The following is a 23,097-nucleotide window of genomic DNA, read 5'->3' on the forward strand; positions in this document are numbered from 1 at the left end:
CCCCCGTACCTCCCGTTACGCCGAAGCGTCCTCGCGTCGAAGGGCACGCAGCCCACGGAACCCGAGCACTCCGATCCCCGTCCCCAAGAGAAACGAGGTCACGGCGAGTGCGAGATGGACCCAGAAGTACGCGGTCGGGTCGCCGGCGTCGTTGAAGGCAAGCCCGCTTGAGTCTTTCCAGAGGTTTTTCACAAAGGTGAACCAAATGCACCAGCTCCACGCCCCGAACGCGAGCAGGAACCAGGACACGGGGCGGCTGAGCTTCATGGCTTCCAGTATGCGGAACGACTCGACGGCTCCCCGAGCAGGGTCGCCCTCGCCCGAACCGACGCCGGCGCCGGCCCCGGAGAGGGCTACCGATACGTTCACCCCTGTGCCGATGTCTCTCCGTACCTCTCCGCTCACCGCGCGCACCGTACGCGCCTCCGACTCCTCCCGCGCCGTACCGGACCCGCACACCACCCGTGCCGTGCGCCCGGCGCGCGCCGGAGGGCGCGGCAACGGGCTGCCGAGGCTCCCGCGCGGGCGCGGGCGCACCGCCGCGGTGGCCGCGCTGCTGCTGCCGGCCGTGCTCGTCGGCGTGGGCGCGCAGCCCGCGTTCGCCGCCGACGGCGACAGCGACGACGGACGGCCGAAGGAGCCCAGGCCGCCGGCCGCGATGTCCACCGTGGGCGGTGCGCAACTGGGCAAGCCGGGCACCCAGGTGCGGCTGAAGCCGGGCGCGCCGGCGCTGCCCAAGCAGCTCACCGCGCGGTCCTGGATCGTGTCGGACGCCGAGTCCGGCGAGGTGCTGGCCGCGCACAACGCGCACTGGCCGCTGCCGCCGGCCAGCACGCTGAAGATGCTGTTCGCGGACACCCTGCTGCCGAAGTTCGACAAGAACGACACGCACAAGGTGCAGCTCTCCGACCTCGCGGGCGTCGGCGAGGGCAGCAGCCTGGTCGGCGTGAAGGAGAAGTACACGTACTCCGTGCACGACCTGTGGCTGGGCGTCTTCCTGCGCTCGGGCAACGACGCCGTCCACGTACTGTCCGCGATGAACGGCGGCAGGCCGCAGACCGTGCGCGACATGCAGGCGCACGCCACCGAGCTGAACGCCCGTGACACGCATGTCGTCAGCCCGGACGGCTACGACGAGAAGGGGCAGGTCAGCAGCGCGTACGACCTGACGCTCTTCGCCCGCTCGGGGCTGCGCCGGGCGGACTTCCGGGAGTACGCATCCACCGTGCGGGCCAAGTTCCCCGGCGAGGTGAAACGGGACAAGAAGACGAAGAAGCCCAAGCGCGAGTACTTCGAGATCCAGAACACCAACCGGCTGCTCACCGGCGACGTGGACCTGGAGCCGTACCAGGGCATCGCGGGCGTCAAGAACGGTTCGACCACCAACGCCGGCGCCACGTTCACCGGCGTTGCCGAACGGGGCAACCGCGTCCTGCTCGTCACGGTCATGAACCCGAAGAAGGACGAGCCGCACGCGGTCTACAAGGAGACGGCGCGGCTCCTCGACTGGGGTTTCAAGGCCGCCGACGCCGTCGAACCGGTCGGCCGCCTGGTGGCGCCGGGCGCGACCGGCCTCGCCGACGACGCCAAGGCCAACGGTCAGGACGGTGCCGCCGGCGGCGGCAAGAACAGCCGCCAGCAGGCGCAGACCGCCGCGGTCGCGCACCCCGGAGAGGACTCGGGCGGCGGCGGCTGGACGGCGGCCGGCATCGCGGGCGGCTCCCTGCTGCTCCTCGGCGCGGCCGGCTACGGAGTACATCGCCGCTGGCCGCTCCCGGAGATGGTGCGCCGCCGACCTCGGGGGTGAGGCTGTTGGGCCCCGGGGCCGGGGGCCCGGCGCCTGGGGCCCGGGGTGGCCGGGGTGGCTGAGCGGGGGCGCGGGGGTGGTCGGGGTGGCTGGGCGTCAGTCCTCGGTTCGCCGGCCGGGCCTGGCCGGGGAGGCTGACGCGCCGGACGGTACGTCTGGGGGCACGGGCCGTGGCGGGTCCTGGGGTGACTCGGTTCGAGGGTCCGGCTGCGGTGTACCCCCAGCCGGGGCGCTCACCCCGTCCGCGCCCGGCTCGGGTACGGGTACCTCCTGGGCCTTGGAGGGGGTGGCCGTCCAGCCCGCGCAGTACAGGGACAGCTTGGCCGTCATGTTGATCCAGAGCAACAGCGCGATCGGCGTGCCGAACGCGCCGTACATGCTCTTCGCCGCCACCCCCTGGAGATAGCCGCTGAGCAGGTACTTGAGCAGTTCGAAGCCGAGCGCCCCGATCAGCGCCGCGACGACGACGGCACGGCGGGGCGGGGTGACGCCCGGGAGCCAGGTCAGGACGTAACACAGCAACAGGAAGTCGGCGGCGACCGCGGCGGCGAAGGCCGTCAGCCGGAGCAGCCAACTGCCCACGCCGCCCTCGGGGATGTCCAACTGTTGGGCGGCCCACCCCACCGCCGTGATCGCGAACGTCGAGACGGCCAGCGAACCGAGCGCCACCCCGCCGAGGCCCAGCAGGATGCCGCCGTCCTTGAGCTTGCGGAGCACCACGTTGTCGTGCTCGTCGTCCAGCTCCCACACGGCGCGCAGGCACTCGCGCAACGAGCCCACCCACCCGATGCCGGTGAACAACAGCGCGGCGCCCGCCAACACCCCGACCGTGGCGGCGTTCTCCACCAACCCGCTGAGGTCAAGCTGCCCCGAGATGCCCGGCACCTGGTCGGCCAACTTGCCCTCCAGTTCACGCATCTTGGCATCGCTGAGCACCGCGGCACCGATGGCCGCACCCACTGTGATCAGCGGGAAGATGGCCAGGAAACTGATGAAGGTGATCGCGGCGGCCAGCCTGGTCCAGTGCACCCGGTCCAGGGTTTCGTAAGTCCGCCATGCGTGGGTACGCATCAGCCGCGCCACGATCGGGCCGATCCACGGCACTCGGGTCAACCAATCCATGGACCTTTTCTACCCCTATTCACATATTTATTCCTATCTTGTTCGACTGGGCCGCTTGCCTGGTCCGCTTGCCTGGTCCGTTCGCCTGGTCCGTTCGCCTGGGCAGCTTCGCCTGGTCCGCGTGCAGGGGTGGAGGGGTGGGTGCGGGCGGCTTGCGGCGACGTGGGTGCGGGGCGGGCGGCTTACGGCAGTGGCAAGGGCGGGCGAGGGGACGACTTGGGGCGGGGCGGCTTGGGGTGAGGTGGAGGCGGGGCGGTCCGGCTTGGGTGGGGGTAGGCGGGGTGGGAGCAGGGGCGGGGGTGGATTTGTTCGGGGTGCCGCCGCCCAACCGCCCGGCCCACCCGCTGCGCGTCCGGCGTGCCGAGTCGCGCCTGACGCTCCGTGCCGCGTCTGCCCTCAGCCAGGGCGGCTATGCCTGTGTCGTGCCTCCTTCCGTCGGGGCCAACATGCTGAGCTCCGCAGGCAGTGGGCGGGCGTGCACGATGTGGAGTCGGGACACCGCCCTGGTGAGCACCACGTACAGCCGGTGGAGCCCCCGCGGTTCGGCCGCGACGATGTCCGCCGGCTCCACGGCGATCACGTGGTCGTACTCCAGGCCCTTGGCGATCGACGCGGGCAACAGCGTCACCCGCCCCTCCGCGTCCGCCGCGCTCCCGCTGCGGCTGGCGGCGCCGGCGCCGCCAGTGCCGGCACCCGCCTCCGCGCCGCCCCCGCTTCCAGCACCGCTCACCGAGTCGACACCAGCGCCACCGGTATCAGCGCCGAGCTCAGCCCTGGCACCGCCCCCGCCCCCACTCGCCACGCCGTCCGGTGTGGTCGTCGCGATGCCCGCTGCGCTCAGGGCACGGCGCACGGACGGCAGCGCGGCGTCAGCGGATATCACGCCGATCGAACCCGCCGTGGGCAACGCCCTCCGCACCGCCGCCACCACGCCAGCGGCTATCTCCGGCACCGGGCAGACCCGCAGTTCGCCGTCGGCGCGCAGCGAGCGGGCCGGGGGCACATCGGCCGCCAGGTGCGTCAGGAGTTCGTTGGCCGCCGCCACGATGGCCGCCGGCACCCGGAACCCGCTGGTGAGGGGCGCCACCGTGGCGTTCGGCTTGCCCAGGTGGGCCAAGTGCTCCGGCCAACTCCGGGCCGCCCAGGGGGTGGTGCCCTGGGCCAGGTCGCCGAGCACGGTGAGCGAGCCGAAGTCGCTGCGCCGGGCCAGTACGCGGCACTCCATCGGGGACAGGTCCTGTGCCTCGTCGACCACGACGTGGCCGTAGCCCTCCGGGCGTTCGATGAGGCCGGCCACCTCGTCGATCAGCACCAGGTCCGCGGTCGACCACTTGGCGCTCTTGACCGAACGCGGCGGCTTGGCCCAGCACAGGGCGGCCTGTTCCGCATCGGTGAGCAATCCGTCCGCGGCGGCCCGGACCACCTGCGGGTCGCCGAGCAGGTCCGCCACCACCTCCTCGGGGCGCACCGCGGGCCAGGCCGCGTCCAGGAACTCCTTGACCGCACGGGAGCGGCTCATCCGACGCACCCACTCCTGCGGCGGAGGCCCGGCGCGCCGCTCGACCTGCCGGCGGACCAACTCCATCGTGCGCGAGCGCACCCATTCGCGTCCCGTGGCGTAAGGCGGTGCCTGTTCCTGGACCTGGGTGACGACCTCGTGCAGCTCGTCGGCGCCGACCCGCCACCGGTAGGTGCCGTCCGGGATGGCCAGGGATTCGTCCGGCGGGCGTACGCGCTGGTGGAGGGCCCGGGCGAGGACCTGTGCCATCCGGGCGTCGTGTTTGACGGAGGCCGCCGCCACCCCGTCCTCGGCCCGCACCGGGAACCGGTCGACGAGGTCGCCGACCGTGCACTGCCGTACGTCGATCTCACCGAGGGCCGGTAGCACTTCGGCGATGTAGCGCAGGAACGTCCGGTTGGGGCCGACGACCAACAGGCCGCCGCGCTGGATGCGTTGGGGGTAGGTGTAGAGCAGGTACGCGGCACGGTGCAGCCCGACGGCCGTCTTGCCCGTCCCGGGAGCGCCCTGGACGCAGACCGAGTCGGTCAGGGGGCGGCGTACCAGTTCGTCCTGTTCGGGCTGGATGGTGGCCACGATGTCCCGCATCGGGCCCACCCGTGGCCGCTCGATCTCGGCGGCGACGATACGGCTCCCGGTAGCCGGGAGGCCGGCCCCACCCGACGTGGCATCCAGCGCCACGCCCGCCCCCGGGGCAGGCGCTGGTCCCGGCACTGGTCCCGATGCTGGCCCTGCCGCCGGCAACGGGTCCCGCCCCGCGCCGAGTCGTTCGTCCTCCAGGCCGGTGAGGTCGGCCGGCTCGCCCTTGCTCGCGGGGGCCCAGCCGAATCGGCGGCGCACCGCAACTCCCTGCGGGTCGCGGGGCGATGCCTGGTAGAAGACGCGGGAGACCGGTGCCCGCCAGTCGATGACCAGCGGGGTCGCGGTGGCGTCGGCGGCGACGTGCCGGCGCCCGACGTAGTACCGCTGGCCGCGGTGGTCGCCCGCCCCTGGGGTGCTGTCGAAATCGAGCCTGCCGAAGAACAGCGGCCCCTCCGGCTCCTCCGCCAACTGCCGGGCGTAGCTACGGAGGTAGCGGCCGAGCACTTCGGCGCTCGCCCCGTCGCCGGAGACGTCCTCGCCGAGCTTCACCTGCCGCCTCGCCGCCGCGACCATACGGGCCAACGTCGCCCGGCTCGCCTCGATGTGGGCTCGTTCCGCAGCGAGTTCACGAGCCAGTCCGTCAGCGTCGGAGGGCTGGGGCGGCCCGTCGGGCGCCCGTTGCCCCGCGGCGTGGGCCGCCCCGTCACCGGGGGCCGGCGCGCCGTCGGCAGCCGATCCGCCACCAGCGGGCAGGGCACCGCCGGATGGCGACCCGGGGCCGGGCGTGGCAGTGGCCAGGCCGTCGGATGGTAAGGACACGTCGGTACGCCTTTCGCGCGATGGTGGTGGGCAGTTGGCCGGTGGAGGAGGGGCGGAGGAGAGTGGCGCCGAGGGGGGCCGGTGGGCGAGAAGGGAGCGGGGAGCGCCGGGCCGCGAGCTGGAGTGGGGCGGGTGGGTGCGGGCACCTGGCGACCGCGGGCCCGCCCCGCCACCAAGCCCCGCCACCCCGCCCCCCCGAAGGCAGCGTCTGGCGCCCAGACGTGGCCCCGGGAGCCGGAGCCCCGCCCGCGCCACGAAGCCTCGCCACCCCGCGCTCCCCCGAAAGCAACGCCCGGCCCACGCGGAGTCCCCACCGCAACCGCACTCCGAAGCCGCAAGCCGGCAGACGGCAGACAGCAGACAGGAACAGCCGCCAGGGCCAGAAGCGCCAAGGGGCAGCCCCCGGCGAGGGCCCGGGAGGGGCCGGGGGCAGCAGCGGTCAGCGCCCAGAGGCCAGCGGCTGCCGAAGCGGTCGGGCTACCGGAGCCCGGGGCCGCACTAATGAGGTGCTGGGGAGCCGAGGATCGCGAAGGCGTGGTCGGCCGCTATGACGGCCGAGGGGTAGACGGCGTCGGCGCTCTCCCCGTCGGCTATCCGTCGCCAGTTGTCGAGCGCCAGGATGCGCTGGGCGGCCGTGACCTGACCGGCGGTGAGGCGGGCCGTCAGGGCCTCCAGGCGGGTCGGCTCACCGGGGCCGGGGAGCTCAGGATCGGTCGGGGGCGGGGTGGCGGCGTCGGCTGCCGCTGTCGCTTCGGTGCCGGAGGCCACCGCGTACAGCGTGCGGGCCAGGGCCTCTTCGGCTCGCGTCGTGTACTCGTACAACCGCGCCACCAGGGTGGGCGTGCCGTACAGCAGGCGGTGGTAGGCGAGGACCTCGGGGACGTCGCACAGGCCCGTGACCGGGTCGCGGGCGTCCAGGCCGGCGCGGAAGTGGGCGTGCAGGGCGGCTATCGGGGTCTGGCCGGGCGCGCGGCCTGCTACGACCCGGCTGGCTTCGCCCTCGTGGTCGGCGAAGCGGTACAGCGCCAGGTCTTCCTTGGTGGGGAAGTACCGGAAGAGGGTGGGCTTGGACACCAGGGCGGCGGCTGCCACCTCAGCGACCGAGACGCGGTCGAAGCCCTCCTTGAGGAAGAGGTCGATCGCGGCGTCGGAGATCGCCTGGTAGGTGCGCTGCTTCTTGCGCTGGCGAAGGCTCGTCTGACCGTCCATGGGGACAGCCTACCGAAAACGTGACCCGGTTAAAAGTGTTACAGCTGGCCTTTTTTTACTCGGTTACATTCAGGGGTTGGTCGCGCACCGGTTCACGGCGCGATGCCTGGCGCGGGAAGACCGGGCCCTGCCCCTGCCCTCCCGCGAGCCCGAAAGGGTACTCGCGCTCCAGCCGCCAGACCCCGTCAGCGCCCTGTTCGTAGAGGGCGAAGCCGGAGCTGGTCCACGTCGCCTCGTACTCCTTGAGCTCGGCGTACGCCCGGTCCATCGCCTCTTCGGAGATGCCGTGCGCGACGGTGACGTGTGGGTGGTACGGGAACTGCAACTCGCGGGCGCACGGCCCGGAGGCCGCGCGGACCCGCTCCTGGAGCGCCGTGCACTCCTCCGCACCCTGCACGATCTTCACGAAGACCACCGGCGACAGCGGCCGGAAGGTGTCCGTCCCGGACAGCCGCATCGTGAAGGAGCCCCAGCCGGTCGCGACCTCCGCGAGGTGCCGCTCGATCCCGGGCAGCGCCGCGGCGTCCACCTCGGTCGGCGGCAGCAGCGTGACGTGCGTGGGGATGCCGTGCGCGGCAGGGTCCCCGAAGCCGGCGCGCCGCTCCTGGAGGAAGCTGCCGTACGGCTCCGGGACCGCGATCGAAACGCCGATCGTTACGGTCCCCACTGCGTTCTCCCTTCCGGGCCACTGTCTGGTCGAGCTGTCCATCACACCGCGTGCCTTCATGTCCCTGCCAGGCCGGTCGAGCGCCCGTGTCAGTGTGCCGGCTCGTCGGGCGTCCCGGCTAGGTTCCGCTGATCCCGTGGCTGGGCGGCGACCTCACGGAGCCGCCCGGGCCGGTGCCGGCGGGCGCCGCGTCCCGGCCGCCCGCGGCTGCCGGCCGGGCCACCCGCGGCCCGCCGCACCGGCGCCGCCACGGATGGTCAGGCCCCTGCTCAGTGCTTGGCGGGCAGCAGGCCGATCTTGTCGTAGGCCAGTGCCAGCGTCTCGGCCGCGACGGTGCGGGCCTTCTCCGCACCCTTGGCCAGGATGTTGTCGAGCGTCTCAGGGTCGTCCAGATATTCCTGGGTGCGGTCCCGGAACGGCGCCACCCAGTCGACCACGACATCGGCCAGGTCGGTCTTCAGCGCGCCGTAGCCCTTGCCCTCGTACTTGCGTTCAAGGTCGGCGATGGAGGTGCCGGTGAGGGTGGCGTAGATGGTGAGGAGATTGCTCACACCCGGCTTGTTCTCCTCGTCGTACCGGATCACCGTGTCCAGGTCGGTGACCGCGCTCTTGATCTTCTTCGCGGAGACCTTCGGCTCGTCGAGCAGGCTGATGATGCCCTTCGGCGTGGACGCCGACTTGCTCATCTTGATCGACGGGTCCTGGAGGTCGTAGATCTTGCCGGTCTCCTTGACGATGTGCGCCGACGGGACCGTGAAGGCGTGTCCGAAGCGACTGTTGAAGCGCTCCGCGAGGTCCCGGGTCAGCTCGATGTGCTGCCGCTGGTCCTCGCCGACCGGCACGTGGCTCGCCTGGTAGAGCAGGATGTCGGCGACCTGGAGCACCGGATAGGTGAAGAGCCCGACCGTGGTGCGGTCCGCGCCCTGCTTGGCCGACTTGTCCTTGAACTGCGTCATCCGGGACGCCTCGCCGAAACCGGTCAGGCAGTTCATCACCCAGCCGAGCTGCGCGTGCTCGGGCACGTGGCTCTGGATGAAGAGCGTGCACCGGTCCGGGTCGAGCCCGGCTGCCAGTAGCTGCGCGGCGGCCAGCCTGGTGTTGGCGCGCAGCTCCCGCGGGTCCTGCGGCACGGTGATCGCGTGCAGGTCGACGACCATGTAGAAGGCGTCGTGGGTCTCCTGGAGGGCGACGTACTGACGGATCGCGCCGAGGTAGTTCCCGAGGTGGAAGGAGCCCGCAGTGGGCTGGATACCGGAGAGCGCGCGGGGACGGTCATGGGCCATGCCGTCCATTCTCTCAGGTGCCCGACGCGATCACGGCCTCCGGTCGCCGGGGAGGGGGCGCACCGCATCGCCCGCCGGCACCGTGGAGGGTGGGCGCCCGCACGCGCCGGCACGTACCGCAATGCGCTGTGCCGGCAAAGACGGCGGCCCCGTGTGCCACACCCCAGAGGCCACATCCGGAATTTTTCTTCGCATTCCCCGCGGGCAGCGATAGAAAGAAGGCTGAGCCCGCCCCGACCCCGCAAGAAGGATGGAGCGCACGTGACCGCTAGTGAACGCAGCATCGCCGCAGCCGAGGCGCACAGCGCGCACAACTACCACCCGCTGCCCGTGGTCGTCGCTTCGGCCGATGGCGCGTGGATGACCGACGTCGAGGGCAACCGCTACCTCGACCTGCTCGCCGGCTACTCCGCGCTCAACTTCGGACACGGCAACCGCCGCCTCATCGATGCCGCCAAGGCCCAGCTCGAACGGGTCACCCTGACCTCCAGGGCGTTCCACCACGACCGGTTCGCCGACTTCTGTACGGAGCTTGCCGCGCTGTGCGGCAAGGAGATGGTGCTGCCGATGAACACCGGCGCCGAGGCCATCGAGACGGCCGTGAAGACCGCCCGGAAGTGGGGCTACCGGGTCAAGGGCGTCCCGGACGGCCAGGCCAAGATCGTCGTCGCGGACAACAACTTCCACGGCCGCACCACCACCATCGTGAGCTTCTCCACCGACCCGGAGGCCCGCGCCGACTACGGTCCGTACACGCCGGGCTTCGAGATCGTTCCGTACGGTGATCTCGCCGCGCTGGAGGCGGCCGTCGACGAGCACACGGTGGCGGTGCTGATCGAGCCGATCCAGGGCGAGGCGGGCGTGCTGGTGCCGCCGGCCGGCTACCTGCCGGGCGTGCGCGAGCTGACCCGGGCGCGGAACGTGCTGTTCATCGCGGACGAGATCCAGTCGGGCCTCGGGCGCACCGGGCGGACCTTCGCCTGCGAGCACGAGGACGTCGTGCCGGACGTGTACGTGCTCGGCAAGGCGCTCGGCGGCGGCGTCGTGCCGGTCTCCGCGGTCGTCGCCGACCGGGACGTGCTGGGCGTGTTCCAGCCGGGCGAACACGGCTCGACGTTCGGCGGCAACCCGCTGGCCTGCGCCGTCGCCCTAGAGGTGATCGCCATGCTGCGCACCGGCGAGTACCAGCGGCGCGCGGCCGAGCTCGGTGAGCACCTGCACCGGGAGCTGGCCCTGCTGACCGGCGACGGCGCGATCAGCGCGGTGCGCGGGCGCGGCCTGTGGGCCGGCGTGGACATCGATCCGGCCCTCGGCACCGGCCGCGAGGTCTCCGAACGCCTGATGGCCCGCCGAGTCCTGGTCAAGGACACCCACGGCAGCACCATCCGCATCGCCCCGCCGCTGGTCATCAGCAAGGAAGACCTGGACTGGGGCCTGGAGCAACTGCGCGCGGTGCTGGACGCGACCCGGTAGCGCGGGTGGCAAGCGGCGGGCCCGCGCGCACAATCCCGTACCCGTGGGGCAGCGCGCGGGCCCGCACGCGTGGGTCAGCTTCGGCCCCCCCAAACCCGGCCCGCCCGGTTCAGGCTCCCGGTACGCGCTCGGTACGTGCGGACCCGCGCGCGTGGGTCGGCTTTCGCCTGCTAAACCCGGAGCACCGGTCAAGGCTCGCGACACGTGCGGGCCCGCGCGCGTCAGCCCGTACCCCCGTACACACGGGGACGCACGCGCAGGCCCGCGCGCGTAGGCCACACCGAGGTGGACCAAACCCGCGTGGGCCCGCCGCTCCCCCGCCCGCTAGTCCGGCAGCGCCCTGCACAGCGCGTCCAGCGCGCCCGCGTACGCGTGGTCGGGTGGTGAGCCATAGCCGACGACCAGGGCATCGCCCATGACGTCGTCGCGCGGGGCCGGGGCGTCACCGGTGCCGGCGCCCAGGCGGTAGCGGCGCAGGCCGTCCAGGGCCAGGCCCTGCCAGGCGGCGCCGTTGATCACCGACTGTTCGGTGCCCTGCGGCAGTTCGAGGACGGCGTGCAGGCCGGCCGCGATGCCGCTGACCTTGATGTGCGGGGCGCGTTCGGCCAGCGCCGCCACGAGTTGGTCGCGGCGGCGCTGGTAGCGCTGGCGCATGCCGCGCACATGCCGGTCGTACGCGCCCGACGTGATGAACTCCGCCAGCGTGAGCTGGTCGAGGCCGCTGGTCTGGAAGCCGGGGCGGCGCTTGAGCTCGGCAACCGCCGCGAACAGCCGCTCCGGCAACACCAGCCAGCCCAACCGCAGCGCCGGCGACAGGCTCTTGCTGGCCGTCCCCATGTACACCACGTGCTCCGGGTCCAGGCCCTGGACGGCCCCGATCCGCTGCCCGTCGTACCGGAACTCGCCGTCGTAGTCGTCCTCCAGGAGCACCCCGCCGCGCTCCACGGCCCACTTCACGGTCGCCGCGCGCCGCTCCGCAGGCAGCGACACGCCGAACGGGAACTGGTGCGCCGGCGTCAACAGCGCCGCCCTGGCCCCGGTCGCCGACAACTCCTCGGTACGCGGCCCCTGTTCGTCGAAGCCGACGGCCACGGTGCGCAGCCCGCAGCCGGTCAGCAGGTCGCGGTGGATGTCCAGGCCGAAGGACTCGACGGCCACCAGGTCCGCACCGGGCCCCGCGCCCGGCAGCCGCGCCGTCGCCCCCAGCACCTCGCCGACCAGCCGCAACCCCTCCGACAGGCCCGAACAGATCAGGATGCGCTCGGGCGCCGCACGCACGCCCCGGGCGCGCGCAAGGTAGTCCGCCAGCGCGCGGCGCAGTTCGGGGCGGCCCGCAACGTGCGTGCCGTAGCCGAAGGCGTCGTTGGGCGCGTGGGTGATGGCCCGGCGGGCCGCGGTCAGCCAGGCCGCGCGCGGAAAGGAGGACACGTCGGGCGAACCCGGCATCAGGTCGTAGATCGGGGCCGGCGCCGGCCGGACCGGCGGGCGGCGCACCGGAGCGGGGGGCTCGATACGGGTGTCGGAGGCAACGGCCCGTTCGGCCACGCGGGTGCCCGAGCCCTGGCGGGCGGTGAGCCAGCCCTCGGCGACGAGTTCGGCGTACGCGTCGGCGACCGTGTTGCGGGCGATGCCCAGGTCGGCGGCGAGGGTGCGGGAGGAGGGCAGCCGGGTGCCGGCGGCCAGCCGGCCCGAGCGCACCGCATCGCGCAGCGCGCTCATCAGCGACGCCCGGACACCCCCCGTTTGGCTCAGCTCCAGGTGCAGGTCACTGCCGACGGCGAAGTCGGCCTCCGGTTCCGGTGGCACCTGACTGGCCCAAGAATCTGCCATGGAAATGGACCATACCCCTGGGCTACTGCCGCCGTAGCGTGAGGGCATGTCGACGAGCGAAACGGCCCGGAGACGGGAGCAGAGGATGGCACTGCCCGCCCTCGCACCCGAGTTCTACAAGGCCATGATCAATCTTGACGCGGCGGCCAGGCGGCGGCTCGACCCCGCCCTGATCGAGCTGGTGAAGATTCGCACGTCGCAGATCAACCACTGCGCCTTCTGCATCACCATGTACACCCGGGACGCCCGGACGGAGGGAGAGAGCGAGGAGCGGATATACCTGCTCAACGCTTGGGAGGAGTCACCCACGTACTTCACCGCCAAGGAACAGGCGGCGCTCGCGCTGACCGAGGCGGTCACCGTCCTCACCGACGGATTCGTACCGGATGCGGTGTACGACCGGGCGGCCCAGCACTTCGAAGCCGCCGAGCTCGCCCAGCTCGTCAGCCTCATCATCACGATCAACGCGTGGAACCGGATCAGCGTGACCACGCGGATGTCCCCCGGCAACCCGCCTTCTGAGGAGCTGTGATGTCTTCCCCCAACACCGCCGCCGCCTTCCTCGCCCTGCACCAGGACCGCGCCCCCGGCGACCCGCTGATCCTCCCCGGCCCGTGGGACGCGGCCAGCGCGCGGGTCTTCGCCGACGTCGGCTTCCCGGCGCTCGCCACACCCAGCGCGGGCATCGCGGCCTCGCTCGGCTACGAGGACGGCGGTGGCACGCCGGTGGACGAGATGTTCGCGGCGATCACCCGCATCACCCGGGTGGTGGACCTGCCGGTGTCGGCCGACGTCGAGGACGGGTACGGGCTCGCGCCGGCCGAGCTGGTCGAGCGGCTGCTCACCGCGGGCGTGGTGGGCTGCAACCTGGAGGACACGGACCTCGCGGCCAAGCAGCTCAAGGACCCGCAGCAGCACGCGGACTGGCTGGCGCAGGTGCGCGAGGCGGCCGGCGACCAGCTCGTCATCAACGCCCGCGTCGACACCTTCCTCAGCGGCGACACCACCGCCGACGCGGCGATCGAACGGGCTCGGCTGTACCTGGCGGCCGGCGCGGACGTGATCTACCCGATCCTGGCGCCGGTGGAGCTCGTCAAGGAACTGGCACAGGGCATCGACGCGCCGCTCAACGTGGCCTTCCTGCCCGGCGGCCCGGCCCCGGCCCAGCTCGGCGAACTGGGCGCGACGCGGATCACCTTCGGTCCCGGACTGTTCCACGAGGCGATGGAAGCGCTCCGTGGCCACGCCGAGCAACTGCGCTCGGCCCAGCCGCGGGCGTAGCCCCACAGCGGGGCGCCGGACACGGGGGTTCTGGCGCCTCTCGCCCCCGCCGCCGGTCCATCCGGCGGCGGGGGCCCACAGCGGGCCGGTGGAACGGGCGCGTACGGACGGGGGATGTGCGTACGACGGGGGCCGTTCCACCGGCCGATGAACGGAGCGCGGGCCGCGTAGATGCGCGGCCTGCGGTTCCACGGGCCGGATCCGTACGGATTCGCCGTGGGCGGCGGCAGCACACGGCCGCGGCCTGCGGGGCGGGCCCAGGGGGGTGCCACGTCTGCGGGGGCGGCGTGGCCTACGGGGAGCCGCGCGCCGCCTGGCCGGGGCGCGGCAACACGGGGGAGAACGGGGGAGGTCCGGCCGTCTGAGAGGTGCCGGACCGCACGGGGGAGCCGCGCCGCCACGGGGGTGGCACGGCACAACGGGGAAGTCCCGCCGCCCGGAAGGGCAGTGGCGGGACACTCGGTCCGACTGCCCAGCGGGCGGCCGGGCCACGGGGTCGAAGCCCTGGTCAGGCGACCGGCCCCAGGGAAGGGCCGCGGTGCACGGGGGCGCCGCGGCGGGCCGTCGGGGCAATCACGTTGGTGGTTGTCTCGGCGGCTCTTTTCTGTTTCCTGTCCCTGCTTTCTTGCGGGCTGGTTCTTCTTGCTTCTCGCGGGCTGGGTGGTGGCTTTGGGCTGTCGGCTTCTGGTCATCAGCTTCCGGTTGAAGGCTTCCAGTCGTCGACTTCCGACGTCCGACTTCTGGCTTCTGGCTTCTGGCTTCTGGCTGTCGGCCGGCGCGGGTTGCGCATGGTGGATGTCACCCCCGCGAACGCGCGGGCGCAGACTCAGCCCGTGAACCAGCGGACCGGGCGCGGTGCCAGGTTCTGGTAGATGTGTTTGGCCTCGCGGTATTCGGCCAGCCCGGTCGGGCCGAGTTCCCGGCCCACGCCTGACCTGCCGAACCCGCCCCACTCGGCCTGCGGCAGGTACGGGTGGTAGTCGTTGATCCACACGGTGCCGTGCCGCAGCCGCCCCGCGACCCGGCGGGCGCGTCCCGCATCCGTGGTCCAGACTGCGCCGGCGAGCCCGTACTCGGTGTCGTTGGCCAGCGTCACCGCCTCCTCCTCCGTACGGAAGGTCTCGACGGTCAGCAGCGGGCCGAAGGTCTCTTCGCGGACCACCCGCATGTTGCGGTGGCAGTGGTCGAGCACGGTCGGGGCGAAGAAGAAGCCGGTGGCGGGGCGGTGCGCGGCGGGCTCGGGTCGGCCGCCGCCGCAGCGCAACACCGCACCGTCGGCGAGCGCCGACGCGACGTACGCCTGGATCTTCTCCCAGTGCTGACGGGAGACGAGCGGTCCGCACTCGACGCCCTCCTCGGTGCCGCGACCGAGCTCGATCCGCTCGGCGCGGCGGGCGAGTTCGGCCACGAAGCGTTCCCGTACCGACTCTTCGACGATCAGCCGGGAACCGGCCGAACAGACCTGGCCACTGTGGATGAACGCGGCGTTCAACGCCTGGTCGACGGCGGTGTCGAAGCCCTCGTCGGTGGCGCAGGCGTCGGCGAAGACGACGTTGGGGTTCTTGCCGCCGAGTTCGAGTGCGACCTTCTTGACGGTGGCGGCGGCGGCCCGGGCCACCTTCGTACCGCTGGCCAGCCCTCCGGTGAAGGAGACCAGGTCCACCTGGGGGTGCTCGGCCAGGCGCGCGCCCACCGGGTCGCCGGCGCCGGTGACCAGGCCCGCGACGCCGGCCGGCAGCCCCGCTTCCAGTAACAGCCGCACCAGGTGCACGGTGGAGAGCGGGGTGATCTCGCTGGGCTTGATGACGAAGGTGTTGCCGGCGGCCAGCGCCGGGGCGACCTTCCAACTCGCTTGGAGGAGTGGGTAGTTCCACGGGGTGATCAGCGCGCAGACGCCCACTGGCTCGTACTCGACCACGCTGTGCACCTCGGAACTGCCCGCGTCCACGACCCGGCCGGCGCCTTCGCTGACGACCAGATCGGCGAAGTAGCGGAAGGCGGCGGTCACATCGTCGACGTCGACCCGGCCTTCTTCCAGTGTCTTGCCGGTGTCCCGGCTCTCGACCAGCGCGATCGTCTCGCGATCGCGCTGGAGGAGATCGGCGACGCGGCGGAGGAGGGCGGCGCGCTCGGAGACCGGCGTACGCGGCCAGGGGCCGTCATCGAAGGCCCGGCGCGCCACGGCGACGGCCAAGTCCACGTCCGACCGATCACTTTCAGCCACTCGCGCGAGCGTGGTCGCATCCGCGGGATCCCACACCTCTCGCTGGGCGCCGCCGAGGGCCGCTCGCCACTCTCCGTCAATCTGGATGGACTCGATCGCCGACACGGTGTCCCGCCTTCCGCTTCTCCCGGGATTCCTGCTGGTCACAACAGCAACCGAAAGTCCTCCCCGGAAGTCTTACAGGTATGCGGCCATGGCTGAAGAAAGTGTCCTGCTTCACGGTCCGTGGTCAGTCCGCGCGAACTTTGACTAGTAAAGAACTGATAAATTCATTTCAGCCAGTCACCACAAGCGGAGGAATCTCGCCATGAAGAGGAAGCACGGCGTACTCGCCGCGGCGGTATGTGTCATCGCGGCGCTCGGCGTCACGGCCTGCGGCAGCGACAGCAAGGACGACAAGGCGTCGCAGGAGCCCAAGAACGAACTGGCCGACCTCACGGCACAGCAGATTTCGGACAAGGCCAAGGACGCGCTGCTCAAGGCGACTTCGCTGCGCATGAAGATGGACCAGGGCACGGGCACCGAGGGCCTCAAGATGAACCTGGCCCTCGACAACAAGGGTGACTGCAACGGCACCGTGGGCGACGGCGCCGGCGCCAGCTCCGAGATCATCAAGGCCGGCAACAAGGTCTGGATGAAGCCGAACGAGAAGTTCTGGCAGCAGCCCGACGTCGCCGGCGGCAAGGACGGCGCCATGGCGGCCCAACTGCTCAAGGGCCGCTACATCCACGGCACCACCGACAACGCCATGCTCAAGGGCAACGCCGACATGTGCGACCTGTCCTCGATGCAGTCCGGCATGAAGTCCTCGGACGACTCGAAGGACAAGCTGACCAAGGGCGAACCCACGAAGATCGGCGACCAGCTCGTCGTGCCCCTGAACAGCCCCGCCGAGAAGGACGGCGAGAAGCAGACCATGTACGTCGCCGCCACCGGCACCCCCTACCCGGTGAAGATCGTCGTCGAGGGCGGCAGCGAGCCCGGCACGGTGGAGATCAGCGACTACGACAAGCCCGTCGTCACCACGCCCCCGCCCGCCACCGAGGTCATCGACGTGGACAAGCTGGAAGCCCAGCTCGGGGGGTAGTTCGGGGAGTAGGGGGGTGGTTGGGGGTTGGGGCTGGGGGTTGGTTGGGGTTGGGCATTGGTTGGGGGTTGTGGCGGGGTTGGTTGTGGTGGGTTGACGGGGGTTGGCTCGTGGGTGGGGTGGTGGGGCTGGGTTGAGGTAGGGCTCGGGTTTTGACACCTGCGGGGGGGCTCCCCCTCCCCCTCCCCGCCCTCCCCCACTCCCCCTCCCCTCCCAGCACAGCCCGCCCCCGCCCCACCCAAGCCGCCGCTCCCGACCCCCAGCCCAGCCCAGCCCAGCCCGCAGAGCTTCACCTCACGTTCGCCATGCCTCCACCATTGGGTCGAAGTTACCTGCGAGAAACTTGGCATGTGCGATGACGAATACACCCCTCCTCGGCCGGACCTCACCGAACGGCAGTGGCTTGACCTCGACGACAGCATCACCACCACGGGTCGGCCAACCCCGGCGCCCATAGCCGACGGCGAATCGGGCGTGCGGCGGCGGGCCGTGCTCGGTGGCGCGGTGGCCGGTGCCGCGGCGCTGACGCTGCTGCCCCAGGCGGCTCACGCGGCGCAGGTCGCCAAGGCGAGCGGTACGCCCGTCACCAAGTTCCCGCTGCCCACCAGGCCCGGCCGGGACGGTTCGTATGCCGTGCTGGTCACCGGCGACGCTGGCACCGGCAACAAGGCGCAGTACGCCGTCGCGACCGCGGCCAAGAAGGTGTGCCGTGCCGAGCGCGTCGGGCTGGCCATCGGGCTGGGCGACAACCTGTACGAGAACGGCCCCGAGTCTGCGCACGACGACGAGTTCCAGACCAAGTTCGAGCAGCCCAACGCGGGCATCGACGTGCCGTGGCTGATGGTGCTCGGCAACCACGACTGCTCCGGCCTCATCCCCGGCAGCGGCGGCGACCCGTCGCGCGGCGACCGTGAGGTGGCCTATGCGACCACGTCGCGCCGCTGGCACATGCCCGCGCGCTACTACTCGACCGCGCTGCCGGCCGGGCGGGGCGGGGCGCCCGTCGTGGAGTTCTTCGCGCTGGACACCAACCCGGTGGCCTCCACCGTCGCCCAGCTCGACCCGTACTTCCGCTGGAACGGCCCGTACATGCGCGAGCAGCGGCGCTGGCTGGACGAGGCGCTCAGCGCCTCCCGCGCCAAGTGGAAGATCGTCATCGGACACCACCCGTATCTGAACAACGGCAAGCACGGCAGTGCGGGCAGCTATGACGGGTTCACGATCGGCCACTACACCAGCGGCGTGCACCTCAAGGAGCTGTACGAAGAGGTGGTGTGCGGGCGGGCCGACCTGATCCTGTCCGGTCACGACCACACCCAGCAGATCCTGGAGCCGACGAAGCGCTCGCGCGGGACCCGGCAGATCGTGTGCGGCACTGCGGGCAAGAAGGGCGACGGCAAGGCACACGGCGATCACCCGGCGCGCTGGCAGAACTTCTCCGAGCACGGCTTCATGCTGCTCAAGGCGTCTGCCGGCAAGCTGACCGTCGACGTCTACACCGTGGACGTGGACACCGCCACCGCGCACCGTGTGCATACCTTCACCTCCACTTCGAAGTTGCGCGCCCACGCCTGACGCTGCGCCACACCAACTGCCACACCAGCCGCCGCGGCCCGCGGGCAGGCCCCATCGCGCCGTGCCCGCGCCGGCCCGGCATCCGGGCACGGGGCAGCACCGCAGCGGCGGACCGCTGGGGGCGCTCCCGGGCCGGTGGATCGGGCGGCGCGTTCGACGTTAGGGGAATCGGGGCCGGCGCGGGGATCGGGGCTCGTACCTGTGGATAACTCGGGTGAGGGATGGCACCAGCCCTGTGGACAAGCGCTCTCTCGCGCGTCGCTGCCGGTGCGTCGTCCCCACACCGCCCCGGGAGCCGCCCCGTACGGCCGAGGTGTGACCGATGCGTACGCCGCCCACCCACGGCAGCCCACCCCGTCCCCACACCCACGTCCACGCCCACCGCCCACCGCCCACACCCGAACCGCGCCCGGCCGTACCCCTTCGCCGGTCCGCAGCGGGTCGGCGTACGGCAAAAGGCCGCCCCCGGCAGATGCCGGGAACGGCCTTTCGTGTCCGTGCGTACGTCCAGGTCACGCGCCACTGCTCCCGCAACCGGGCGGGGCGCTGCGGGGGCGCGGTGTCGTGGCGCAGCCGCGGCGCGAGGGGCGGACGTTGCGCAGGGGACTTAGATCAGGCCGAGGCCGCGCACGGCCTCGCGCTCCTCTTCGAGCTCCTTGACCGACGCGTCGATGCGGGCGCGCGAGAAGTCGTTGATCTCCAGACCCTGCACGATCTTGTACGTGCCGTCCTGCGTGGTGACGGGGAAGGAGGAGATGAGGCCCTCCGGCACGCCGTACGAACCGTCCGAGGGGATGCCCATGGAGGTCCAGTCGCCGTCGGCGGTGCCGTTGACCCAGGTGTGGACGTGGTCGATGGCGGCGTTGGCGGCCGAGGCGGCCGAGGACGCGCCACGGGCCTCGATGATCGCGGCGCCGCGCTTGGCGACCGTCGGGATGAACGTGTCGGCCAGCCACTGCTCGTCGTTGACGACCTCGGCGGCGTTCTTGCCCGCGACCTCGGCGTGGAAGACGTCCGGGTACTGGGTGGCCGAGTGGTTGCCCCAGATGGTGAGCTTGCGGATCTCGCTGACCGGCGTGCCGGTCTTCTGGGCGAGCTGCGAGACGGCGCGGTTGTGGTCCAGGCGGGTCATCGCGGTGAAGCGCTCGCGCGGCACGTCGGGGGCGGCGGCCTGGGCGATCAGCGCGTTGGTGTTGGCCGGGTTGCCCACGACCAGGACCTTGATGTCGTCCGCGGCGTGCGCGTTGATCGCGGCACCCTGCGGCTTGAAGATGCCGCCGTTGGCCTCCAGGAGGTCACCGCGCTCCATGCCCTTGGTGCGCGGGCGGGCGCCGACCAGCAGGGCGACGTTGGCACCGTCGAAGGCCACGTTCGGGTCGTCCGAAATGTCAATGCCGCGCAGCAGCGGGAACGCACAGTCGTCCAGCTCCATGGCGGTGCCCTCGGCGGCCTTCAGGCCCTGCGGGATCTCCAGGAGGCGGAGCTTGACGGGCACGTCCGCGCCGAGGAGGTGGCCGGAGGCGATGCGGAAGAGCAGCGCGTAGCCGATCTGGCCGGCCGCGCCGGTAACGGTGACATTGACGGGAGTGCGGGTCATGGCAATCTCCTGCTGCGAGCTAGCGGTGGGTGTCCCTGCCCATTTTCCGAGGTCTCTTGGTATCGAGAGACCCGGCGTCAGGCTATCCGACGCGACGCACACCCATTCCGCGGCCCGGTGTGTCCCACCTCACCGGACGCATGGCGGCGGGGCCGCGGGCTGGCACGGAAGCGAGTCGTACGGGGCCGTACGGGGCAGTACGCGGTCGTAGGAGGCCCCATGAGTCGGTACGGGTGTGCTTCTCGGGCGCCGTTCCCGACCGCTCGCCCGCCGACCCGGGGCAGCCGGGCTCCGGCGTCCCCGTGCCTCGGCGTCTCCCACATCCCCACGTTTCCCGCAGCTCCGCGCCCCGCAGCCCGCGACCCGGTATCCCACGCATCGATGTCCCCGCGTCCCCGCGCCCCGTGGGGTCTCCCGCCTCCGCCCGCGCGCGCCTTCTGCCGCTCCCCCGCCCCTCAACGCCAGCGGCGGCCGTCCGCCTCCAGGAGGAGACGCGGACGGCCGCCTGCGGCTTGCCGTACCCGTGGGGGGTTACTAGTCGCTTGCCCAGCATTGGCGTGCCCATGCCCCGCACCTCGCACCATCACGGAACGACCACGCCCCCTACGCAATTCCGCAACAGATCGGGGCAAAGTAGACCCGTAAGCCTGACGATGCGTCAGTGGACTGCCCGTACGACGATCCCCGAGCCCCACGGAGACCAGCGCCCGGCGGGGCCCCGAATCCGTGGCACCCGGGCCCCGGGGAGCCCCAAGCCCCGCAAGACACGACGCCAGCCCCACACGACGCCAAGACCGGCGGGACCGCGCACTCGGCGGGACCGTGCGCCCGGCGGGACCGCGCGCCCAGCCGGACAGCAGGCCGGCCGCGCAGCAGCTCCGGCAGGCCGTCAGCCCTCGGGGTTCAGCAGCGCCGCCGCGGTGGCCAGGTCGGTCTCGGCCCCGGTGGTCAGCGCGTACAGCGCGTACCCGATCGGGGAGGCGTCCCACAGGTGCTCGGCCTGGGCCACCAGGCCGGCATGGACGCGCCCGCCCGCCTGCTCGTACGCGGCGAGGGTGACCTGGAGCATCTCGCGACCCGCGGCGCCGTACTGCGCGGACAGGTCGCGGGCCGGGTCGTCCACGCGCGCGGTGGTCCAGTCGAGGACCCCGGTGATCGGACCTTCCGCGGCGAACAGCACGTGCGCGGGGTAGATCTCGCCGTGGGTCATCACGGTCCGTTCGGGCCAGCAGGTGTCGTCCGCCAGCCAGGTGTGCCACGCCTCGGCGAGGGCGGGCGCGACGGTGAAGGCCGCGCACACGCGCGCGACGTCGTCCCGCCACGCCTGGCGGGCCCGCGCCGGGGTGCGGACCTCCACGCCCGCGGCCTCCGCCCGCTCCGGGCTGATGGAGTGCAGGCGGGCCAGCAGCCGCCCCAGGCGTTCGGCGTAGTCCGGGCTGGCCGGGTCCATGTGCCAGTGCGGCTCACCGGCGTCCGTCAGGGTCAGGCCGGGGGCGCCGGGCAGGGCCGGGTAGGCGATCAGCTCGGGGGCGCGGACCTGCCAGTCGGGTACCGCGATGCCGTCAGCGGCCAGGACGGGGGCGACCAGGTCGAGGATGCGCGCCTCGGCCGCCATGCCCGCGGAGACGTCGGCGCGGCGCGGCACCCGCAGCACCCATCTGCGGCCGGTCGTGTCGTCGGCCATGACGACGCGGTAGTCCAGGCCCGCCTCGTTCGCGGTGGCGCCCCGCGCGGCGAGGTCCAGGCCGTGGGCGGCGGCCAGCGCGATGACGTCATCGATCGTGCTCATCGGGCCACGGTCTCACCCGCGCGCACGCGACTTCCAGCGCGTTTCCCGGCGCCTGCCGGGCCGGCCGGGTGGCTGTTCCGCGGTCGGTCCCGGCCCCGGTCCGCCCGGCGCTGCGGACGTCGCAGGCATCGCAGACTTAGCAGATACAGCAGTCTTCGCAGGCATCGCAGACTTCGCAGGCGTCACAGCACCGAATTCCGCACGTGCCGCACCGGATTTTCCTTGTGCCAGACTGAATTCCCCACGTTTCGCACCGAATTCCCCATGCGATTCCCCACCGGCTCCCCGCTTGCCGACGCGATTCCCCCGCCCGGCTGCTACCCCTTGGCCCACCCGTCTTCCCGAACGGCCGGTCCGTGATGGTGGGTCTTCATGCCGAACGGCGGGGTCCTGGCGGCGGCTCGAATTTGGCCAGTACCTGGTGGAGTGCGCTCGCGCGGTCGCTCTCGACGGGGAGTTCCGCCAGGCGCGCCTGGAGCCCGCGGACGATTCCGATCGGTACCCGATCGGGCCCCTTCTCGTCGATGAGTACGCCCATCGCCTGGAATCCCCAATATTGGTTGAAGGCGAGTTGTTCGTACAGGACCGCGGCGGCCAGCGCGTCCAGTCTGGCGCTGTCGGGAACGGCGTAGAGCCGTGCGTACGCGGCGAGCCGAATGCCGGGGTCGGCCGAGCCGAGAGAGGCTTCGACGTCGAAGTCGGCCACGTAGGGGGCGGTGGCGGCGAGTTCGGCGAAGATGCGTTCCATGCGGTGAGTACGGGCGCTGCCGCTGGCCATCGTGGCGCGCACCCGGCCGTATTCGGCGGCCAGTTTCTCGACCGATTCGCCGGCGATGACGGCGCCGGTTTCCCCCGCGGTCGCACTGCCGGCCGAAACGAGTGCGACGCGCGCGGCATGTGATGCCCCGTCGACGGCGTGTTCGATGTGCGTGGTGCGTTCCTCGGCGACCTGTACGCGGTCGGCGAGTTGCCTGTACTGGAATGTGGCCCCGCCGGGCAATTCGATGCTGTCGAACAATTCGCCCAGCCACGGCAGTACCGCCACCACCAACAGTGCGACGGTGATGCCGTCGACCCTGAGGTCGGGATCGATGACGTGGACGATCGCCGCCCCGATCGCCGCACAGGTGAGGAGCGTCGCCACGACGTGCCGGGAACGACGGCCGGCCGCACGGGCGTCGTCAGGTTCTCTCACTGTCATCTGCCCCAGCATTGCGGAAATCAGCTTGTCGG

General features: G+C 72.0%; 17 protein-coding genes. 6 read left to right on the plus strand and 11 right to left on the minus strand.

What is annotated here, in order from left to right:
- Positions 1-15: 15 nt before the first annotated feature.
- A complete protein-coding gene (locus ACMA1D_RS19425) occupies positions 16-267 on the minus strand; it encodes an SCO4848 family membrane protein (protein ID WP_349992075.1) in 252 nt (83 codons plus the stop codon).
- 112 nt (positions 268-379) lie between these two features.
- On the opposite strand from ACMA1D_RS19425, the gene ACMA1D_RS19430 reads away from it, so the two are divergent.
- Positions 380-1,807 carry a D-alanyl-D-alanine carboxypeptidase family protein gene (locus ACMA1D_RS19430; RefSeq protein WP_414725262.1) on the plus strand — a complete coding sequence of 476 codons (1,428 nt, stop codon included), beginning with the start codon at positions 380-382 and terminating at the stop codon, positions 1,805-1,807.
- Between the two features lie 96 nt (positions 1,808-1,903).
- Here ACMA1D_RS19430 and ACMA1D_RS19435 read toward each other — a convergent pair whose 3' ends face one another.
- From ACMA1D_RS19435 to trpS, 5 genes are all read right to left on the minus strand, one after another.
- On the minus strand, positions 1,904-2,929 hold the full coding sequence (locus tag ACMA1D_RS19435; RefSeq protein WP_414725263.1) for a YihY/virulence factor BrkB family protein: 1,026 nt from the start codon (positions 2,927-2,929) through the stop codon (positions 1,904-1,906).
- 409 nt (positions 2,930-3,338) lie between these two features.
- The gene (locus ACMA1D_RS19440; RefSeq protein WP_414725289.1) at positions 3,339-5,603 is read right to left on the minus strand and encodes a HelD family protein; all 2,265 of its coding nucleotides are present in this window, start codon (positions 5,601-5,603) and stop codon (positions 3,339-3,341) included.
- A gap of 744 nt (positions 5,604-6,347) precedes the next feature.
- On the minus strand, positions 6,348-7,058 hold the full coding sequence (locus ACMA1D_RS19445) for a TetR/AcrR family transcriptional regulator (RefSeq protein ID WP_414725264.1): 711 nt from the start codon (positions 7,056-7,058) through the stop codon (positions 6,348-6,350).
- A gap of 55 nt (positions 7,059-7,113) precedes the next feature.
- Entirely contained in the window at positions 7,114-7,725 is a 612-nt protein-coding gene (locus ACMA1D_RS19450; RefSeq protein ID WP_414725265.1) for a 2'-5' RNA ligase family protein, read from the minus strand.
- A gap of 269 nt (positions 7,726-7,994) precedes the next feature.
- Complete coding sequence (gene trpS / locus ACMA1D_RS19455) at positions 7,995-9,008, minus strand: tryptophan--tRNA ligase (RefSeq protein ID WP_414725266.1); 1,014 nt, start codon at positions 9,006-9,008, stop codon at positions 7,995-7,997.
- Between the two features lie 261 nt (positions 9,009-9,269).
- Between trpS and rocD the strand changes: the two genes are divergently transcribed.
- On the plus strand, positions 9,270-10,481 hold the full coding sequence (gene rocD / locus ACMA1D_RS19460) for an ornithine--oxo-acid transaminase (RefSeq protein ID WP_414725267.1): 1,212 nt from the start codon (positions 9,270-9,272) through the stop codon (positions 10,479-10,481).
- A 324-nt stretch (positions 10,482-10,805) separates the two neighbouring features.
- On the opposite strand, the gene ACMA1D_RS19465 is transcribed toward rocD, so the two are convergent.
- Positions 10,806-12,311: a PLP-dependent aminotransferase family protein gene (locus tag ACMA1D_RS19465; RefSeq protein ID WP_414725268.1), complete on the minus strand. Its 1,506-nt coding sequence runs from the start codon at positions 12,309-12,311 to the stop codon at positions 10,806-10,808.
- A 46-nt stretch (positions 12,312-12,357) separates the two neighbouring features.
- Between ACMA1D_RS19465 and ACMA1D_RS19470 the strand changes: the two genes are divergently transcribed.
- A complete protein-coding gene (locus tag ACMA1D_RS19470) occupies positions 12,358-12,843 on the plus strand; it encodes a carboxymuconolactone decarboxylase family protein (RefSeq protein ID WP_414725269.1) in 486 nt (161 codons plus the stop codon).
- Positions 12,843-13,592, plus strand: coding sequence for an isocitrate lyase/PEP mutase family protein (locus ACMA1D_RS19475; RefSeq protein WP_414725270.1), 750 nt, complete (start codon positions 12,843-12,845; stop codon positions 13,590-13,592). Before ACMA1D_RS19470 ends, ACMA1D_RS19475 begins: the two co-directional genes overlap by 1 nt.
- Before the next feature lie 826 nt (positions 13,593-14,418).
- Here ACMA1D_RS19475 and ACMA1D_RS19480 read toward each other — a convergent pair.
- Positions 14,419-15,921, minus strand: coding sequence for an aldehyde dehydrogenase family protein (locus ACMA1D_RS19480; protein WP_414725271.1), 1,503 nt, complete (start codon positions 15,919-15,921; stop codon positions 14,419-14,421).
- Between the two features lie 202 nt (positions 15,922-16,123).
- Between ACMA1D_RS19480 and ACMA1D_RS19485 the strand changes: the two genes are divergently transcribed.
- Together ACMA1D_RS19485 and ACMA1D_RS19490 are read left to right on the plus strand one after the other, a co-directional pair.
- Positions 16,124-16,903, plus strand: coding sequence for a hypothetical protein (locus ACMA1D_RS19485; RefSeq protein ID WP_414725272.1), 780 nt, complete (start codon positions 16,124-16,126; stop codon positions 16,901-16,903).
- Positions 16,904-17,251: 348 nt separating this feature from the next.
- Positions 17,252-18,478 carry a metallophosphoesterase gene (locus ACMA1D_RS19490; protein ID WP_414725273.1) on the plus strand — a complete coding sequence of 409 codons (1,227 nt, stop codon included), beginning with the start codon at positions 17,252-17,254 and terminating at the stop codon, positions 18,476-18,478.
- 607 nt (positions 18,479-19,085) lie between these two features.
- Here ACMA1D_RS19490 and ACMA1D_RS19495 read toward each other — a convergent pair.
- The 3 genes from ACMA1D_RS19495 to ACMA1D_RS19505 form a co-directional block, all read right to left on the minus strand.
- Positions 19,086-20,075, minus strand: a complete 990-nt coding sequence (locus tag ACMA1D_RS19495; RefSeq protein WP_414725274.1) for a malate dehydrogenase — start codon at positions 20,073-20,075, stop codon at positions 19,086-19,088.
- An 889-nt stretch (positions 20,076-20,964) separates the two neighbouring features.
- On the minus strand, positions 20,965-21,864 hold the full coding sequence (locus ACMA1D_RS19500) for a macrolide 2'-phosphotransferase (RefSeq protein WP_414725275.1): 900 nt from the start codon (positions 21,862-21,864) through the stop codon (positions 20,965-20,967).
- Positions 21,865-22,234: 370 nt separating this feature from the next.
- Positions 22,235-23,065, minus strand: a complete 831-nt coding sequence (locus ACMA1D_RS19505) for a hypothetical protein (protein WP_414725276.1) — start codon at positions 23,063-23,065, stop codon at positions 22,235-22,237.
- Between the last annotated feature and the right edge of the window lie 32 nt (positions 23,066-23,097).

The sequence above is a fragment of the Streptomyces sp. 796.1 genome (assembly GCF_047525675.1).
Taxonomy (GTDB): Bacteria; Actinomycetota; Actinomycetes; order Streptomycetales; family Streptomycetaceae; genus Streptomyces.

Bases quoted from the DNA above. Each gene is read 5' to 3' on its own strand.
- ACMA1D_RS19435 (WP_414725263.1), bottom strand. From the start codon at position 2,929: ATGGATTGGTTGACCCGAGTGCCGTGGATCGGCCCGATCGTGGCGCGG.
- ACMA1D_RS19470 (WP_414725269.1), top strand. From the start codon at position 12,358: ATGTCGACGAGCGAAACGGCCCGGAGACGGGAGCAGAGGATGGCACTG.
- ACMA1D_RS19440 (WP_414725289.1), bottom strand. From the start codon at position 5,603: ATGGTCGCGGCGGCGAGGCGGCAGGTGAAGCTCGGCGAGGACGTCTCC.
- ACMA1D_RS19430 (WP_414725262.1), top strand. From the start codon at position 380: ATGTCTCTCCGTACCTCTCCGCTCACCGCGCGCACCGTACGCGCCTCC.
- ACMA1D_RS19505 (WP_414725276.1), bottom strand. From the start codon at position 23,065: ATGACAGTGAGAGAACCTGACGACGCCCGTGCGGCCGGCCGTCGTTCC.
- ACMA1D_RS19495 (WP_414725274.1), bottom strand. From the start codon at position 20,075: ATGACCCGCACTCCCGTCAATGTCACCGTTACCGGCGCGGCCGGCCAG.
- ACMA1D_RS19425 (WP_349992075.1), bottom strand. From the start codon at position 267: ATGAAGCTCAGCCGCCCCGTGTCCTGGTTCCTGCTCGCGTTCGGGGCG.
- ACMA1D_RS19490 (WP_414725273.1), top strand. From the start codon at position 17,252: ATGTGCGATGACGAATACACCCCTCCTCGGCCGGACCTCACCGAACGG.
- ACMA1D_RS19475 (WP_414725270.1), top strand. From the start codon at position 12,843: ATGTCTTCCCCCAACACCGCCGCCGCCTTCCTCGCCCTGCACCAGGAC.
- trpS (WP_414725266.1), bottom strand. From the start codon at position 9,008: ATGGCCCATGACCGTCCCCGCGCGCTCTCCGGTATCCAGCCCACTGCG.
- ACMA1D_RS19445 (WP_414725264.1), bottom strand. From the start codon at position 7,058: ATGGACGGTCAGACGAGCCTTCGCCAGCGCAAGAAGCAGCGCACCTAC.
- ACMA1D_RS19465 (WP_414725268.1), bottom strand. From the start codon at position 12,311: ATGGCAGATTCTTGGGCCAGTCAGGTGCCACCGGAACCGGAGGCCGAC.
- ACMA1D_RS19500 (WP_414725275.1), bottom strand. From the start codon at position 21,864: ATGAGCACGATCGATGACGTCATCGCGCTGGCCGCCGCCCACGGCCTG.
- ACMA1D_RS19485 (WP_414725272.1), top strand. From the start codon at position 16,124: ATGAAGAGGAAGCACGGCGTACTCGCCGCGGCGGTATGTGTCATCGCG.